Origin of the sequence: Spirosoma terrae (assembly GCF_010435915.1) — a bacterium.
Lineage (GTDB): Bacteria > Bacteroidota > Bacteroidia > Cytophagales > Spirosomataceae > Spirosoma > Spirosoma terrae.
This window is the reverse complement of sequence record NZ_JAAFZH010000006.1, coordinates 276,298-289,960: the sequence shown is the minus strand read 5'-3', so window position 1 is coordinate 289,960 and position 13,663 is coordinate 276,298. Positions and strand designations below refer to the sequence as shown.

The following is a 13,663-nucleotide window of genomic DNA, read 5'->3' as shown; positions in this document are numbered from 1 at the left end:
GAATCGCTTATCAGATAGGCCTGTCATTAGCCATCAACCGGAGGTCTATAAACGTTTTCAGGGGTTGATCTAATAATTGAAGAAAAAGAGAATTTTGTCTACGAGTTACGGAATACACTTGCATTGTTAGTTTGTCATTTTAAGTTAATCATGGGTTACAAATGTCCGTTCATTGTACCAATTATATCTGGTATTTTTATATCAAAAACAGGTACTGGCGTACCAATTGCATAAAAATAAAGTGACTGTAGCTCTATTAAGTATAGTATATTTTTTATTGTGTATATTAAATTATTTGTACATATTTGAATAGGATGACGGTGTCATCTGGTACGTTTTTCTAAAAGAACGCGCAAAGTAGGAGGGGTCTTCAAAGCCAACAAGGTAGGCCGTTTCTGAAACGGAGTAGCCCTGACGTAGTAACTGAGCGGCTCGTTTAAGGCGATAATTCCGGATAAACTCACCCGTCGATTCACCCGTTAGCGCTTTGAGTTTTCGGTGTAAATTCATTCGGCTCAAACCACTTTCCAACACGAGTTCTTCAGCGCCGAAAGACGCTACGTCCAAATGCTGTTCAATCAATTGGGAAAGTTTATCCAGCAAGGGATCGGTAGCAATAGTAATGCTATCAGTAGGCGTAGCAGGGTTAGCTAAACTAGACACAATACGTTCCCTCAACTGCCGACGCTGTTCCAGTAAATTGCGAACCCGAAGCTGAAGTTCCTGTATATGAAAAGGCTTGGCAATATAATCGTCGGCGCCCAGCGATAATCCTTCCAGCCTACTATCAATTGACGACTTAGCAGTCAACAGAATTATAGGAATATGACTCGTACGTGTGTCCTTTTTTAATCGGCTGCAAAGGGTATAACCATCCATAACGGGCATATACACATCACTAATAATTAAATCCGGGATTAGCTGCGACGCTTTTTCCAGGCCCTCTGCTCCGTTTGCTGCCCGGTGAATTTGGTAATTTGCTGGAAAAGTATCAGCGATAAAGTCACTTAAAGCGGCATTGTCTTCGACAAGTAGTACCACAGCTGTTTCTTCGGCAACGGAGTCGTTTGTGGGCTGCTGCAGCGGATGTTGGGGAAGTGGGGCCGGTTTGGGAGGAAAGTCGGGAAGGGCCTCTGCCGGACGATAGGGCAACGTAAGTGTGAAAGTAGTTCCTATACTTACTTTGCTGGTAGCGGTAATGGTACCGGCCTGTATTTCAACCAGTTCTTTTACGAGCGCTAAGCCAATGCCGGTACCTTCCTGATACTCTACACCTGAACTGTCGCCACGGTAGAATCGATCAAAAATGTGAGGAAGCTGCTCAGGGGGAACACCAATACCATTATCGGCTATCGATAACTGTAAGAGAGAGGACTGAGGAGCTATTGTGTCTGGAAATCTATTGAACCCCAGTCTGTTAATGAGTGATAGCTCAACCGAAACTTTACCACCCATGGGTGTGAATTTTAGCGCATTGGCAATCAGGTTTGAAACGATACGTTCGAGCTTATCGGTATCAAACCAATATTGACTGGTGATATTGTCGGTACGTAGGGTTAGCTGGATTCCTTTGGCCACTGCCTGTGGTTCGAAGGAATGGACTAGCCGAGTTAAAAACTCAACCAGGTCGCCCTGCACTTCATTGACTTTCAAGACGTGTGCCTCGGCTTTGGCCAGGTCCATCAACTGATTAACGAGTCCTAGCAACTGGTTCGCATGCTGATTGATCAGGTCAAGCTGACGATGATCTTCGGGGGTTTTTAACCGATTACGCAGGTTCTCGGTAGGGGCTAGAATTAGCGTTAGGGGCGTTCTGAACTCATGAGCTATGTTCGTGAAAAAGCGTGCTTTAAGTGCATCAATTTCCCGGAGTTGCTTAGCCTCCTGTCCCGTTAAGTAGGTACGTATTATGCCGTAAACGATACCGATAAACGCTAATACGTACAGGAGAATAGCCCACCATGTTGCCCACCAGGGAGGATGAATAATAAGCGTGAGTACCCGAATATGCTTACTCCATATCCCCGATGTGTTTGATGCATTGAGCCGGAGACTATAGGTTCCCCAGCGTAAATCGGTATATTCGGCAACTGGTCTGGGTGTTTCAACCCAGTTGTTGTTAAGGCCCACTAACTGGTAACGGTAACGAAGCTTAGGTTGGCTGTTATATTGCAGAGCGGCAAAGTTGATTGTTAAAAAGTTCTGATTGTACGGTAGTTCGAGCGTCTGAATACTCTGAACAGGCAACGAGTCTGACTGCGCGCTACGTTTGAGGGGCTGATTATTTACTTCGATACCCGTTATCTGCACAGGCGTTTGATAGTTGTCGTCGCGGAGCTGCCGGGGATAGAATGAGGTAATTCCCCCTAGCCCGCCCATAATGATCTGATCATCGGGGAGGTGGAGAAAATGGAATCGGTTGAATTCGTCTTCCCAAAGCCCATCTTCATGGGTGTAGGTGCGGGTTTGGAAGGTTTGGCGATTCAGACGACAAATGCCCTGATTCGTTGCGATCCATAAAAAATGCTGCTGGTCAGGTATGGCGGCATAAATTACATTGTTGGGAAGGCCGTCCTGCTTGGTGAAGCGCCTTGACTTTCCGGTACGTTTATTAAACCGACAAAGACCGTTTCCAAATGTTCCGATCCACAAAATACTCTTGTCAACAGGGTCGGAAGCCAGGCAGAACAATTGATTGCTGCTGAGTGAGGTCAGATCTGAAGGTTGATGCCTGTATTGTCTGATCTGGCCATTTTTTCGATCTACCTGATAAAGACCATTCGTTTTTGACGCTATCCAGAGCGATTGTTCGTCAACGACTAACTGGAGCATTGGGCCATCCATTCCCTGCGTTATACGTGTTGCCTGCGATACGTTATTGTGCTGAGTTGGCGTTCGGATAGGATGGGGGAAGGGGTTCCACTGACCATTTTCATACCATACAGCTAATGAATCGGTTAGCACCCATATATGTCCTGACGGATCGGTGGCCATCGACGTTACCGGGTCGTTCCATAAATGACGGAGCGATAGTTCAATTGGAAAGGGTATCTCGGTAAGTTGTTTTGTGGACAGGTCAGCCTGGTAAATGTGGTTATTGCCCATGTTGAACCACAGTTTCCCCGCCTTGTCGAAGGTATAGCGAAAGAAATAAGGCGATTCGTTTTTAGCGATTTTATAAATCGGACTGGCCGGAAAGCCCAGATTCTGTACGAATAAATCCTGATAAAACCCGGTACGGTAAGAACCAGCTTTAAACGAATTTACGTTTAGGTTGTATTTCAGAAGGCCAATGCGGTGGGTTCCGGCCCATAACACGTCTGACTTGTCTACAAACAAACCACGAAATTCGGTCTTGGCATCCAGCTCGGTCAGTAAATCGAATCGCTTGTTTTCATTGAAGCGAAAGAGTTGATTGTAAATATTAAAATAGACATTTTCCTTACTATCAGCCGTAATTTGGGTATGGTGCCAGAGGTCTGTTACGTTGACATTTGCCGGTAGTGGAATACGGGATAGTTGACCTGTTGTGGGCTGGAGAAGCATAACCGATCGTGGCGATACCAGGAAAAGCTGGTTGTTTGGGCGCAGGTGCATTCCCCGGATATCGTTGTCTGGCAGGGCGTAGCTGATAAAGCGATCCTGAGACTGATCTAATCGATAGAGCCCCGTTTTGTTGGACATCCAGACAGTGCCCTGGGCGTCCTGTAGGAAGCTATCAAAAGTAGGAAGGTATCCAGGAACGGGTGGACGGTTATAATGGTGGATGTGATTGGTTCTGGGTTCTATGCAAACGACCTTGTTTGACAGAAAGCTGAGCCATAAGCGGTCCTGCTTATCTACAAAGAACGTGCTGATGACTTCGCGGCCAAAATGCTTTCTGTAGAAAGGTTGGCGCGAAATATTCGTGAATTTCTCCGTCACCGGATCGAGTATATCGACATCGTTCTCGTCACTGAAAATCCATATTTTGCCGTGGCGGTCCAGTTCTATTCCAAAAAGACTTGATGAGCTTAAGCCTGGTTTTCCATCTGAATTGGGTTGGAAAACCTTAAAATTTACCCCATCATACCGACATAACCCATCGCGGGTAGTCATCCAGATAAAACCTTGCCGATCCTGTATAATAGAAGGGACGAACGCTTGTGGTAACCCCTGGCGATACGTAATCGATTCTGGTTGAGGTAACGTGGACGTCGACACCTGCGCTAAAAGTGAACTAACGAACAGAGTCGTTAATAGAAGCACAAGTAACATAACGTACCGATAATGGATAAATCCCGATCGCATGAATACGTTTAGCAAGCCGCTACGTTAATACTCAGAAATAACTTTCTAATAGTCAATGGGTAAAGGCAAGAGGGTTAGCGAACTAGTAATGGCTGACTGGTAAGATAGTTTTTTTGTTAGTATATACAAAAAAACAAACAGATGTATTAAGAATTTTAATGTTTTGCAAAAACTGATTACTTAGCTAACTTTTCAGATAGGATTGTTTAGGCTGAAAGTCAATTGATGCTGAAAATAGATAAGGTCTCAAAAGATGGGCCAGATGTTGTTCATCGTATTTATAGGGGACTAATTCTATCGGTAAAAAAGCACAATGTAGCAGTTGATATCGCTTAGACAGCATTTTGTATGGCCATGGGCTGGTTAAGTCCTATAATTAATTTGAAAAATTAATTTCTTCGCAATAAATATGCTGTTAAAGTAATTGTCATTAACTTTGACTAAATAGATTGGCTTGGTAGAGTTGGTGGATGTACGTTTGTGCAAATAACCTGAATTGCTGATATCGCCTTTATACATTGTATAACTGTATCATTATGACTGATCAGTTCGACAGCATACGTCTTGATATTGCTAAACGCTATATAGAACTCGCCGAGTCGGGTTATGTTGATAACAAAGAACTGGAGCGAGCACGACTGGTGGCTGATGCGTTAACAGATACGGTTAAGCCCCAAAATAACCAGTCGGTTACGGATAAACATCATTATAAACGGCCGTAAGTAATGGTTCGGAAGACGATTCGGTTTTTATAAACTGAAAAACGCCGAACACATACGGCCCGGCGTTTATTGATATATCCACACAATAGTTAGGCAACTAAACTGTACGTGCCTACAATCTTTATCGGATACGCAACTAAGCCGCCTTACGTTGCTTATCAAACAAAAAACGCCCAGCTCCTACGTCCGGGCGTTTTCTGCCTTACCAAATTGTCTTGTGTATAAGACGTTTTAGTGGGGTAAGTTGTTTGTTAAAACGCTGCTTTTTAATTTGAATTTAACAACCTTGCTGGCAAACAAACGCCTGGCTCATTACAGACCAGGCGTTTGTCAACTACTTACATTTACCCAATGACGTATCCTGATGATCGCGTCATGGTATTGGCCAGTACGCAAAACAAGGCGCAATGGTTGCGTAACAAGCCGTAAATTCTGGTTTAATTGAACACAAAAGAAACGTCGGATTCAAAACGACCCGACGTTTTAGTACCACACTCTACTTAAACAATAGCGGATATACGTCGTCTCTGAGTTCGCCGGATAGTCCTATGCTAGCCCATACGCTAACAGATGAGCTGGCGTTTCATACTCAGAAAGAAAATAGGCGAATAGCAGGATATCGAATCGTAGGGGAGAACACCGACGGACTTAAACGATTAGTTTGTAGCCAATGCCCCGAACATTTATAATCTGAATCTGGGGGTCATCACGTAAGTGTCTACGGAGTCGGGTAATAAATACGTCCAGACTACGTCCATTAAAAAAGGAATCATCGCCCCAGATCTCTATTAACACACTTGCACGTTCGAGAACCTGATTCCGTTGTTCATATAGTCGCCGGAGTAGTTCGGCTTCCCGATACGACAATAAAACTTCCCGCTGGTCGATGAGTAGTTTTTGTTTGGGTGGATCGAATCGATACCGGCCAATTGATAACTGCTCCGATGAGACAGGCGCTGGTCGGATGGCTACGTTACGTCGGAGGAGGGCATTGATGCGAACAATCAATTCGTCGAGGCTGAATGGTTTTTTTACGTAATCATTTCCGCCCAATTCAAAACCGCGCACAACATCGGCCGTCTGCGAACGAGCCGTCAGAAAAATCACCGGCGTGTCGGCGTCGTCTTTTCGAATGTGTTCGACCAGCGAAAAACCGTCCATTTCGGGCATCATTACGTCGGCTACAACAATGTCAGGGCGTTCTTCCCGAAACAAGCGTAGACCATCTTCGCCATTAGTCGCGTAGCGAACACTAAAACCGCGTACTTCCAGACTGTCGCGGACAATCATGCCTAGAGCGGCTTCGTCTTCGATGAGTAGAACAGTGGGCATATCGTAAATTAATCGCGCCGGATAAGGTGTACTGTAAATTCGCTGCCTTTTCCGGGTTCACTCTGAACGGTAATGGTGCCGCCATGCCGCTCAACAACTTGTCGGACGTACGCTAAGCCAAGTCCAAATCCCTTAACCGGATGGAGATTGCCAGTTGGAACACGAAAAAAGCGGTCGAAAATAGCCGACTGATAAGCTTTGGGAACGCCAAGGCCATTATCGCTGACGGTTAGTTGCCAGTTGTCTATATTTCCCCGAAACGAGAGCTGAATTGTTACTTTGTCGCGGGAATACTTGATCGCATTATCGATCAGGTTGTTAAGTGCATTTCCAAAATGAACCCGGTCGACAACGACAATCGCATCCTGTGAAATCGACGTGTCGAAAATGACGGGTTTCGTGGCTTTTAGTCGGTGATTGGTGATCAGTTCATTGGTTACGTCTGCCAAATGCACTGGTTCGGGATGTAGCACTAATTCCCGTTTTTCTTCGACCGCCAGATTCAATACTTTTTCGACCAGATCCGATAAGCGTTGCAGGTTGGTTTGCGAGATAGCCAGATACGTTTGGGTTCGTTGCGGATCGTTCAGGGCTCCAAAATTCTGCAATGCTTCTACGGCGGCTGTTACGGTAGCAATGGGCGTTTTTAGCTCATGCGTCATATTATTGATAAAATCGCTTTTAACCTCTGACAGCTTTTTCTGCCGCATAATGGTCGACAGCATGAACAAAAAACAACCTGTTGTTAGAATCAGTAGCAACAGTGATCCACCGAGCAGCCATCCCATCTGACGTAACAGATAAAGTTCTGGAGCTGCGAAAGTGGCCTGTACAAACAAGTTCTGGATGGGGTTGATAGGCACGGGTGATGTCTGGATAATATCATCAGTTGTCAGCTGATCACCATTACGATAAAAGACAAAATTGCCCAGACTGTTTTGGGGCTTACTAGTTAGGGTATCCAGCTGAAACGTAGCGTCTATATCGCGCCGGATAAGCTCAGATCGGTAAGCCGCTTTTAGTTTGGCTAAGTTAACCCGTTTACGGTCCGTCCAGTCGAGCAAAACAAGGCTGGAAATTCGTTTGGCTATCGAATCGGCAGGGAGTGGGTTTGCGCCTGTGGTACGTTTCTGGGTATCATACGTAACTACGATGCGTTTAGGCTGTTCCGACTCAATTCGGATGCGACTAATGCTATCGGAACGATTATTAACGAAAACGCGCACATGGCGACTCCCCATCGAATCGAACCGATGGATAACCATCCGTGACGATGAGTCGGCCTTCTGTTTTCGGATAAACAATCGTTTCGCATCGCCAACCTGCTGATCTTCCAATGATTGAAACAAAGCCGACTGAACCGTGGAGGCAAATTGCTGACGGTTAATCTGGTAGGTTTTCCATAGCCAGTATCCCTGAAAGGCATTAATGGCAATGATGCAGATCGTCATCAACCAGAAAATGGAGCGGATACGTCGATTCATAGACAAAGCTACGCCGAACGACCGCTCGTTACGTTGTCGTTAACACTGTTTAACACTAAATAGCAGTACGTTACAAACGGTCGCCTGAACTTTGAACGGTCATTCGTTACGGCCATCAACTTAAATCAAGCGATTATCGATGAAAACACTATCCTTAGCAACACTCATACTGGCGCTCCTCTTCGCCAATTCATTACCCATTTTTGCGCAGACATCCGCTGATCAGTGGTCTGGCCAGATTTCGTATGAAGTCGTTCGCAAGGTCGATCCCAGTAGTATTCGGATCGTGATCAATGGTGAGCAGGTTAAACCCGGTGACCCTAATTTTCCGGGCGATATTCCCGATACGCGGACATTTGGGCAGAAGACAGTAATTGTCGGGAGCAACGCCAAAGTGAGCCGGGAGGGTGAGAATCAGGTAATTCGGACCTTTGTTTCAGTAGGAGGTGGCTCCAGTGCGGGGCAGCAGACCAACGTAGGGCGTCCTTTTGACGAACAGATTTTTGTTGACCTGGCGAATCAGAAAGTAATTACGTTGTTATCGGTTGGCAAAGACAAGGAAGCCAAAAGCTATCGAGCCGAAGCGCCAATCCAGCGCACGAAGGACTGGACTATAACCGATCAAACCAAAAAGATTGCGGGCTATACCTGCCGAAAAGCTACTGTCCCTTTCCGGAATGAAACCTATACGGTATGGTTTACGACCGAGCTACCCATGACTTATTCGCCAGTTAATGAGCTGACGCCGGAAAAAGGAACGGTGTTGCTCCTGGAAAGCAGTCGTGAGCAATATCGGGCTACTAAAGTCAGTAAAGAAGTCGTGGCCGAAAAAGACGTATTACCTGCCGGTACCGCCGAAACCGTTACAACGGCCCAGCTAGCCGAAATTCGGGAGAAAGCGGTAGCTGATTTCCGCCAGAAGCTACTGATGAACGAACGAAATTAACCAGTTCATCGCTAGCAGTCATGAGAACGTTTTTGCTTCTTTTTGCGCTTCTTGCCGGAGCGGCCAGTTATTCTGTTGCCCAAAAAATAGTATCGGGTGGGAAAATTACGCAGGTCAGGGGCATAGTAACCGATTCGATCAGTGGTAAACCGTTACGATCTGCCTCCGTGTCGTTGGTAAAAGCACAGGACTCCAGCTACGTAACGGCAACACTTACCGACGGCGATGGGCAATTTTTGCTACGTAACGTAGCTGCTGGGACGTATCGATTGCTCGTTACGTTTGTGGGCTACCGAAATGGGTCAAAACGTATCAGTATTGATCGGGAACATCCGCTGGTCGATGCCGGAACCATAGCGATGACCGAACAGTCCAGCCTGTTGACCGAAGTGGTTGTTAAAGAAGAACGTGCGCCAATTGCGGTGAAAGGCGATACGTTGGAGTTTAACGCTGGTTCGTTTAAAACGCAGCCCAACGCCCAGGTTGAAGAACTTCTGCGAAAACTCCCCGGCGTTGAAGTGAGTCGGGATGGGACAATAAAAGCACAGGGACAGACCGTAAATCGGGTGTTGGTGGATGGAAAACCATTTTTTGGAAACGACCCGAAGATGGCAACCCGCAACCTTCCGGCCGACATTATCGATAAGGTCCAATTATATGATCAGTCGTCGGATCAGTCGCAGTTTTCGGGTATCGATGACGGTAATCGCGAACGTACCATTAACCTAACCATTAAACGTGATAAACGACGCGGGTACTTCGGTCAGAATGCGCTCGGTGGCGGTGTTGATCGGGATGGCAACGATAAACGCTATCAGGGTAGATTGAGTCTGAATCGATTCGATAATGGTCGACAATTATCGCTTATTGGTCAGGGAAACAACATCAACCAACAGAATTTTACGCTTGGTGGAGGAAATGGGGCTCCTATTGTCGTTGGCACGCAGGGCGGTCTGGCTCCTTCGATCAATCAGACGCCGACTACGATTATCGAAACAAAAGCGGCTGGCCTGAACTACAAAGATAAGATGGGTAAAAAAGCTGAAATTGCCAGTAGCTACTTCGTTAATCAGGCCATTACAACGACAGATCAGCAGAGTCGTCGGCAAAGTATTTTACCCGATCAGTCGTTCATTACCGATCAGCGAAACTATGCGCAGAATCGACAGACAGCTCATCGGTTTAATGGCCGCCTTGACTGGCAGCTTGATTCATTGACCAGTTTGCGGTTGACACCTACCATTTCCTGGCAACGAACTCGTTACGGCAGTACGTTAGTTAGTCGTTCGTACTTGCCAGGTTTATCTATGGCTGATAGTCAACTGCTTAATACCGGCGAGACGAAATCTAATTCGACGGGGAATGGACGTAGTATTTACAATAATCTGCTGCTGATGCGGAAGTTCCGGCGGGAGGGGCGTACGTTGTCGGCCAATCTGAATACGGTGTTTTCGGATGGGCCAACGGAAGCGTTTAATCGGTCGGTCAATACGTTGTATGATTCAACGGGCGGACATTCAAACACAATTCGGCTCGATCAGCGCAACAACCAGGCTACGTATGGGCTTCAAAACACGCTGACCGTCTCTTATACCGATCCGTTGTCGCTGACTCGGAAGCTTGAGTTTAACTATGCCTACTCAACCAGTAGAAACCAGGCCGCCAGCGATGTTGCTGATTTTAATGAGTCAACAAAGGCGTACGACCACCCGAATCTGCCGTTAAGCAATCAGTTTGGTAGTGTCTTTACTACGCATCAGGCTGGTGCGACCCTCCAGAACCGTCGGTTGCGATACACCTATGCGCTGGGAGTTGCGGTTCAGCAGGCCGAATTGCAGGTCGAAAATCGCTCGGCCGATACAAGCCTGAGTCGCGCCTATCTGAATGTGTTGCCCAATGCCTTATTGTCGTTTTCCTTTCCCGGAAATCGTAGTATTCGCCTTCAGTATCGGACGCGAATAACGGCGCCACCGATCACGCAGTTGCAGCCAGTTGTTGATAATACGAATCCACTTAATAGGCGATTGGGGAACCCGATGCTGCGACCAGAATACTACAACACCGTTACGCTAACGTATACTAGTTCGGGTTCATTGGATGGTAAAAGCCTGTTTCTGTTTGCTGGTTTCAATCAGAGTAATAATCGAATTGCCACTGCCACGACGATCAGTAGTGCGGGTGTACAAACAACGCAGCCCATTAATGTGGGTGGGTACTGGGCCGGAAACGGAACCCTGGCGTTGAATCGCCGAATTGCGCCCATCAAACTGAATGTTACCTTAACAACAAACGCCACTATGTCGCGGGCACTTAGTCTGATTAACGAACAGGCCAACATTGCGCATACCAGCAGCATAGGGCAGAGCCTTCGTTTTCAGTCGAATTACAACGATAGGTTTGAGTATGGATTAAGCGGTACTGTAACCTATCAGAGGGCTACGTATTCGCTATTGCCTCAGCAAAACACCTCGTTCTGGGCGTATTATGCCACGGCCGATATGCACTGGCAACTGCCTTTTCGGTTTGTGCTAACCAGCGATCTGACCTATACCGCCACCACCGGCCGGGCAGCAGGGTATAACCAGCAATTCGCACTCTGGAATGTAGCCGTATCCCGGCAGTTTTTTAAAGGCAATACGGGCGAAGTTCGACTACAACTGTTTGATCTGCTCAATCAAAACCAGAGCCTGATACGTAACACAACCGATACGTATATCGAAGATGTACAAAGCCGGGTGCTACGTCAGTATGCGTTGCTCAGTTTTGTGTATAATTTGCGGAAGTTTGGTACGTAACACGCCCTTACTTCTATGTTTTTCGATGAGTGTCTTGGTATATGCACGGTGCTGGAGGGCTTGGAACGTGAAAGTTTACAAAATAGAGTAGGGGGTCGATTTTAAAAGCAGTAGTCACGCCAAAGGATCGGATTGATGCCAGTAGACAGTTGGGACTAAAATGACTATTTGCCATTTACGATTCAAGGTTTATCTTTGCAGCCAGTACGGGAAATGGTGTCTTCCTGATCCAACTGCCCGCTTGTAGGGATGATGGCGCCTATTAGATCAAAACGCTGCATTCAGCGCGCTAATAGGTATTGTTATATGGTATCGTTCCGTTTTCGCATTCCTTGTTCGCTTACCCCGCTTTTCTGGCGCTACCCTATCTTCTTTTTCTGGGTAAAATGGCTGCTACTAGCTGCGCTTATTGGCCTGTTAGTTGGTTCTGCATCCGCTTTCTTTTTAGTTGCTCTCGAATGGGCTACCAACTGGCGGGAAGCTCACAAGTGGATCATTGCCCTACTTCCGATTGCTGGCTTTCTGATCGGTTCGCTGTATCACTACGCTGGCAAGGATGTAGAGTCGGGTAATAACCTGTTACTGGATACTATTCACCGGCCATCCGGGGTTATTCCGCTGAAAATGGCTCCTTTTGTGCTCATCGGCACAATCACGACTCATCTGTTTGGTGGATCGGCGGGGCGAGAAGGTACGGCGTTGCAACTAGGTGGATCTATCGCCGATCAGTTCACTTACGTGCTGACACTACGTCCCCGCGACCGACGTCTGATCCTGATTGCAGGCATTGCCGCAGGCTTTGGTTCGGTATTTGGCACACCATTGGCCGGAGCCATATTTGGCCTGGAAGTTTTTCTGCTGGGACGCTTGCAATATGCTGGTCTGTTTCCAGCCTTTGCCGCTTCTTTCTTTGCCGATCTGACAACGCGCGCCTGGGGGGTGGGGCATACTCATTATCACATTCCTTTCGTGCCTCCGCTTTCAATCTCCCATGTAGTATGGGCGATGGTAGCGGGCATCGTTTTTGGGCTCGGGTCGGTCGTCTTTAGTAGTCTAACGCATGGCATTAGCCGTTTCTTTAAAAAGCAGGTAGCTTATCCTCCATTCCGTCCGGTTTTAGGAGGGGCTTTGGTGGCTTTAGCCGTATTGGCAATGGGCACAACCAAATACATAGGTTTGGGCATTCCTACCATTGTTGATTCCTTTAGCATACAATTACCGCCCTACGATTTTGCCCTAAAAATCTTGTTTACGGCCGTTACGCTTGGAGCCGCCTTTAAGGGTGGAGAGGTGACTCCTTTGTTCTTTATCGGGGCAACAATGGGGAATGCGCTCTCTTTAGTTATCCCTTTACCGATGGGGCTACTGGCGGGAATGGGCTTTGTCGCGGTGTTTGCCGGGGCGGCTAATACTCCTCTGGCCTGCACGTTCATGGCGATGGAATTGTTTGGAGCGGAGTGCGGTCCTTATGCGGGTATTGCCTGTATTATGGCCTACTTTTTCTCGGGCCACCGGGGGATCTATAGCTCGCAGGTTATCGGTCAATCCAAACACCTGATCTGGAGCCGTCATCAGGGCCAGCGGTTAGCTGAGCTTCCTCATCATCGTTCTAAAAAGAAACCAACGAAAGCTGTATCCCATGAAGATGCCTCCCATTGATTGGTCGCAACGTACTATACTACGTATCTACGTAGCATTTCATCAGTCGTTTCCCCGAAACCGATTTTGGCATCGCTATTTTGGCCGTAGTTTGGGGGGGGATCTGTTAAGGGCTGCCAAAGCGCAGGGTATCCACCAGGCGATTTTGTTTCATGCCCGGGCAGGCTACCTGGAGAAGGAAACCATTAGTCATCATTTTGCCGAAACTACACCGGCTAAGCATCCTTTGTGTCTGGAGCTGATCGATACCCCCGACATGATTCAAACATTTTTAGTCACTAATCAGCAGACGCTCCAGGAGACAACCACAGTCTTACTGCATGCCGAAGCCTTTCAACAAATTCGGATGGACAAAGCGCCGACCAACAATCCATAAATTACGGGATTATGCAATTCGCCTTTTTTATTGATAAACACCTTCAAATGCTATTGCAG

At 47.0% G+C, this 13,663-nt stretch carries 8 protein-coding genes and 1 riboswitch; of the genes, 5 read left to right on the top strand and 3 right to left on the bottom strand.

The genetic code is table 11. The annotated features are described in order from the left end of the window. Window positions 1-291: 291 nt before the first annotated feature. Entirely contained in the window at window positions 292-4,257 is a 3,966-nt protein-coding gene (locus GK108_RS15975; protein ID WP_163950351.1) for a hybrid sensor histidine kinase/response regulator transcription factor, read from the bottom strand. Between the two features lie 569 nt (window positions 4,258-4,826). Between GK108_RS15975 and GK108_RS15970 the strand changes: the two genes are divergently transcribed. After that, complete coding sequence (locus tag GK108_RS15970; RefSeq protein WP_163950347.1) at window positions 4,827-5,012, top strand: hypothetical protein; 186 nt, start codon at window positions 4,827-4,829, stop codon at window positions 5,010-5,012. A gap of 648 nt (window positions 5,013-5,660) precedes the next feature. Here the strand turns inward: GK108_RS15970 and GK108_RS15965 are convergent. Both GK108_RS15965 and GK108_RS15960 read right to left on the bottom strand, forming a co-directional pair. Next, complete coding sequence (locus GK108_RS15965; RefSeq protein WP_163950342.1) at window positions 5,661-6,344, bottom strand: response regulator transcription factor; 684 nt, start codon at window positions 6,342-6,344, stop codon at window positions 5,661-5,663. 8 nt (window positions 6,345-6,352) lie between these two features. Further along, entirely contained in the window at window positions 6,353-7,828 is a 1,476-nt protein-coding gene (locus GK108_RS15960) for an ATP-binding protein (RefSeq protein ID WP_163950340.1), read from the bottom strand. 139 nt (window positions 7,829-7,967) lie between these two features. Between GK108_RS15960 and GK108_RS15955 the strand changes: the two genes are divergently transcribed. The 4 genes from GK108_RS15955 (at window position 7,968) to GK108_RS15940 (ending at window position 13,604) form a co-directional block, all read left to right on the top strand. Beyond that, window positions 7,968-8,774, top strand: coding sequence for a GLPGLI family protein (locus GK108_RS15955; protein WP_163950337.1), 807 nt, complete (start codon window positions 7,968-7,970; stop codon window positions 8,772-8,774). 20 nt (window positions 8,775-8,794) lie between these two features. After that, the gene (locus tag GK108_RS15950; protein ID WP_163950334.1) at window positions 8,795-11,569 is read left to right on the top strand and encodes an outer membrane beta-barrel protein; all 2,775 of its coding nucleotides are present in this window, start codon (window positions 8,795-8,797) and stop codon (window positions 11,567-11,569) included. A gap of 200 nt (window positions 11,570-11,769) precedes the next feature. Beyond that, window positions 11,770-11,838: riboswitch (Fluoride riboswitch) on the top strand. A gap of 37 nt (window positions 11,839-11,875) precedes the next feature. Then, window positions 11,876-13,228 (top strand): voltage-gated chloride channel family protein, encoded by a 1,353-nt coding sequence (locus tag GK108_RS15945; RefSeq protein WP_163950331.1) that lies wholly within the window; start codon window positions 11,876-11,878, stop codon window positions 13,226-13,228. Further along, the gene (locus GK108_RS15940) at window positions 13,209-13,604 is read left to right on the top strand and encodes a DUF190 domain-containing protein (RefSeq protein ID WP_163950328.1); all 396 of its coding nucleotides are present in this window, start codon (window positions 13,209-13,211) and stop codon (window positions 13,602-13,604) included. The genes GK108_RS15945 and GK108_RS15940 overlap by 20 nt, the downstream gene beginning before the upstream one ends. Window positions 13,605-13,663 lie beyond the last annotated feature (59 nt).

Coding starts and splice junctions, on each gene's coding strand:
- GK108_RS15965 (WP_163950342.1), bottom strand. CDS start 6,344: ATGCCCACTGTTCTACTCATCGAAGACGAAGCCGCTCTAGGCATGATT.
- GK108_RS15940 (WP_163950328.1), top strand. CDS start 13,209: ATGAAGATGCCTCCCATTGATTGGTCGCAACGTACTATACTACGTATC.
- GK108_RS15945 (WP_163950331.1), top strand. CDS start 11,876: ATGGTATCGTTCCGTTTTCGCATTCCTTGTTCGCTTACCCCGCTTTTC.
- GK108_RS15960 (WP_163950340.1), bottom strand. CDS start 7,828: ATGAATCGACGTATCCGCTCCATTTTCTGGTTGATGACGATCTGCATC.
- GK108_RS15950 (WP_163950334.1), top strand. CDS start 8,795: ATGAGAACGTTTTTGCTTCTTTTTGCGCTTCTTGCCGGAGCGGCCAGT.
- GK108_RS15955 (WP_163950337.1), top strand. CDS start 7,968: ATGAAAACACTATCCTTAGCAACACTCATACTGGCGCTCCTCTTCGCC.
- GK108_RS15970 (WP_163950347.1), top strand. CDS start 4,827: ATGACTGATCAGTTCGACAGCATACGTCTTGATATTGCTAAACGCTAT.
- GK108_RS15975 (WP_163950351.1), bottom strand. CDS start 4,257: ATGTTACTTGTGCTTCTATTAACGACTCTGTTCGTTAGTTCACTTTTA.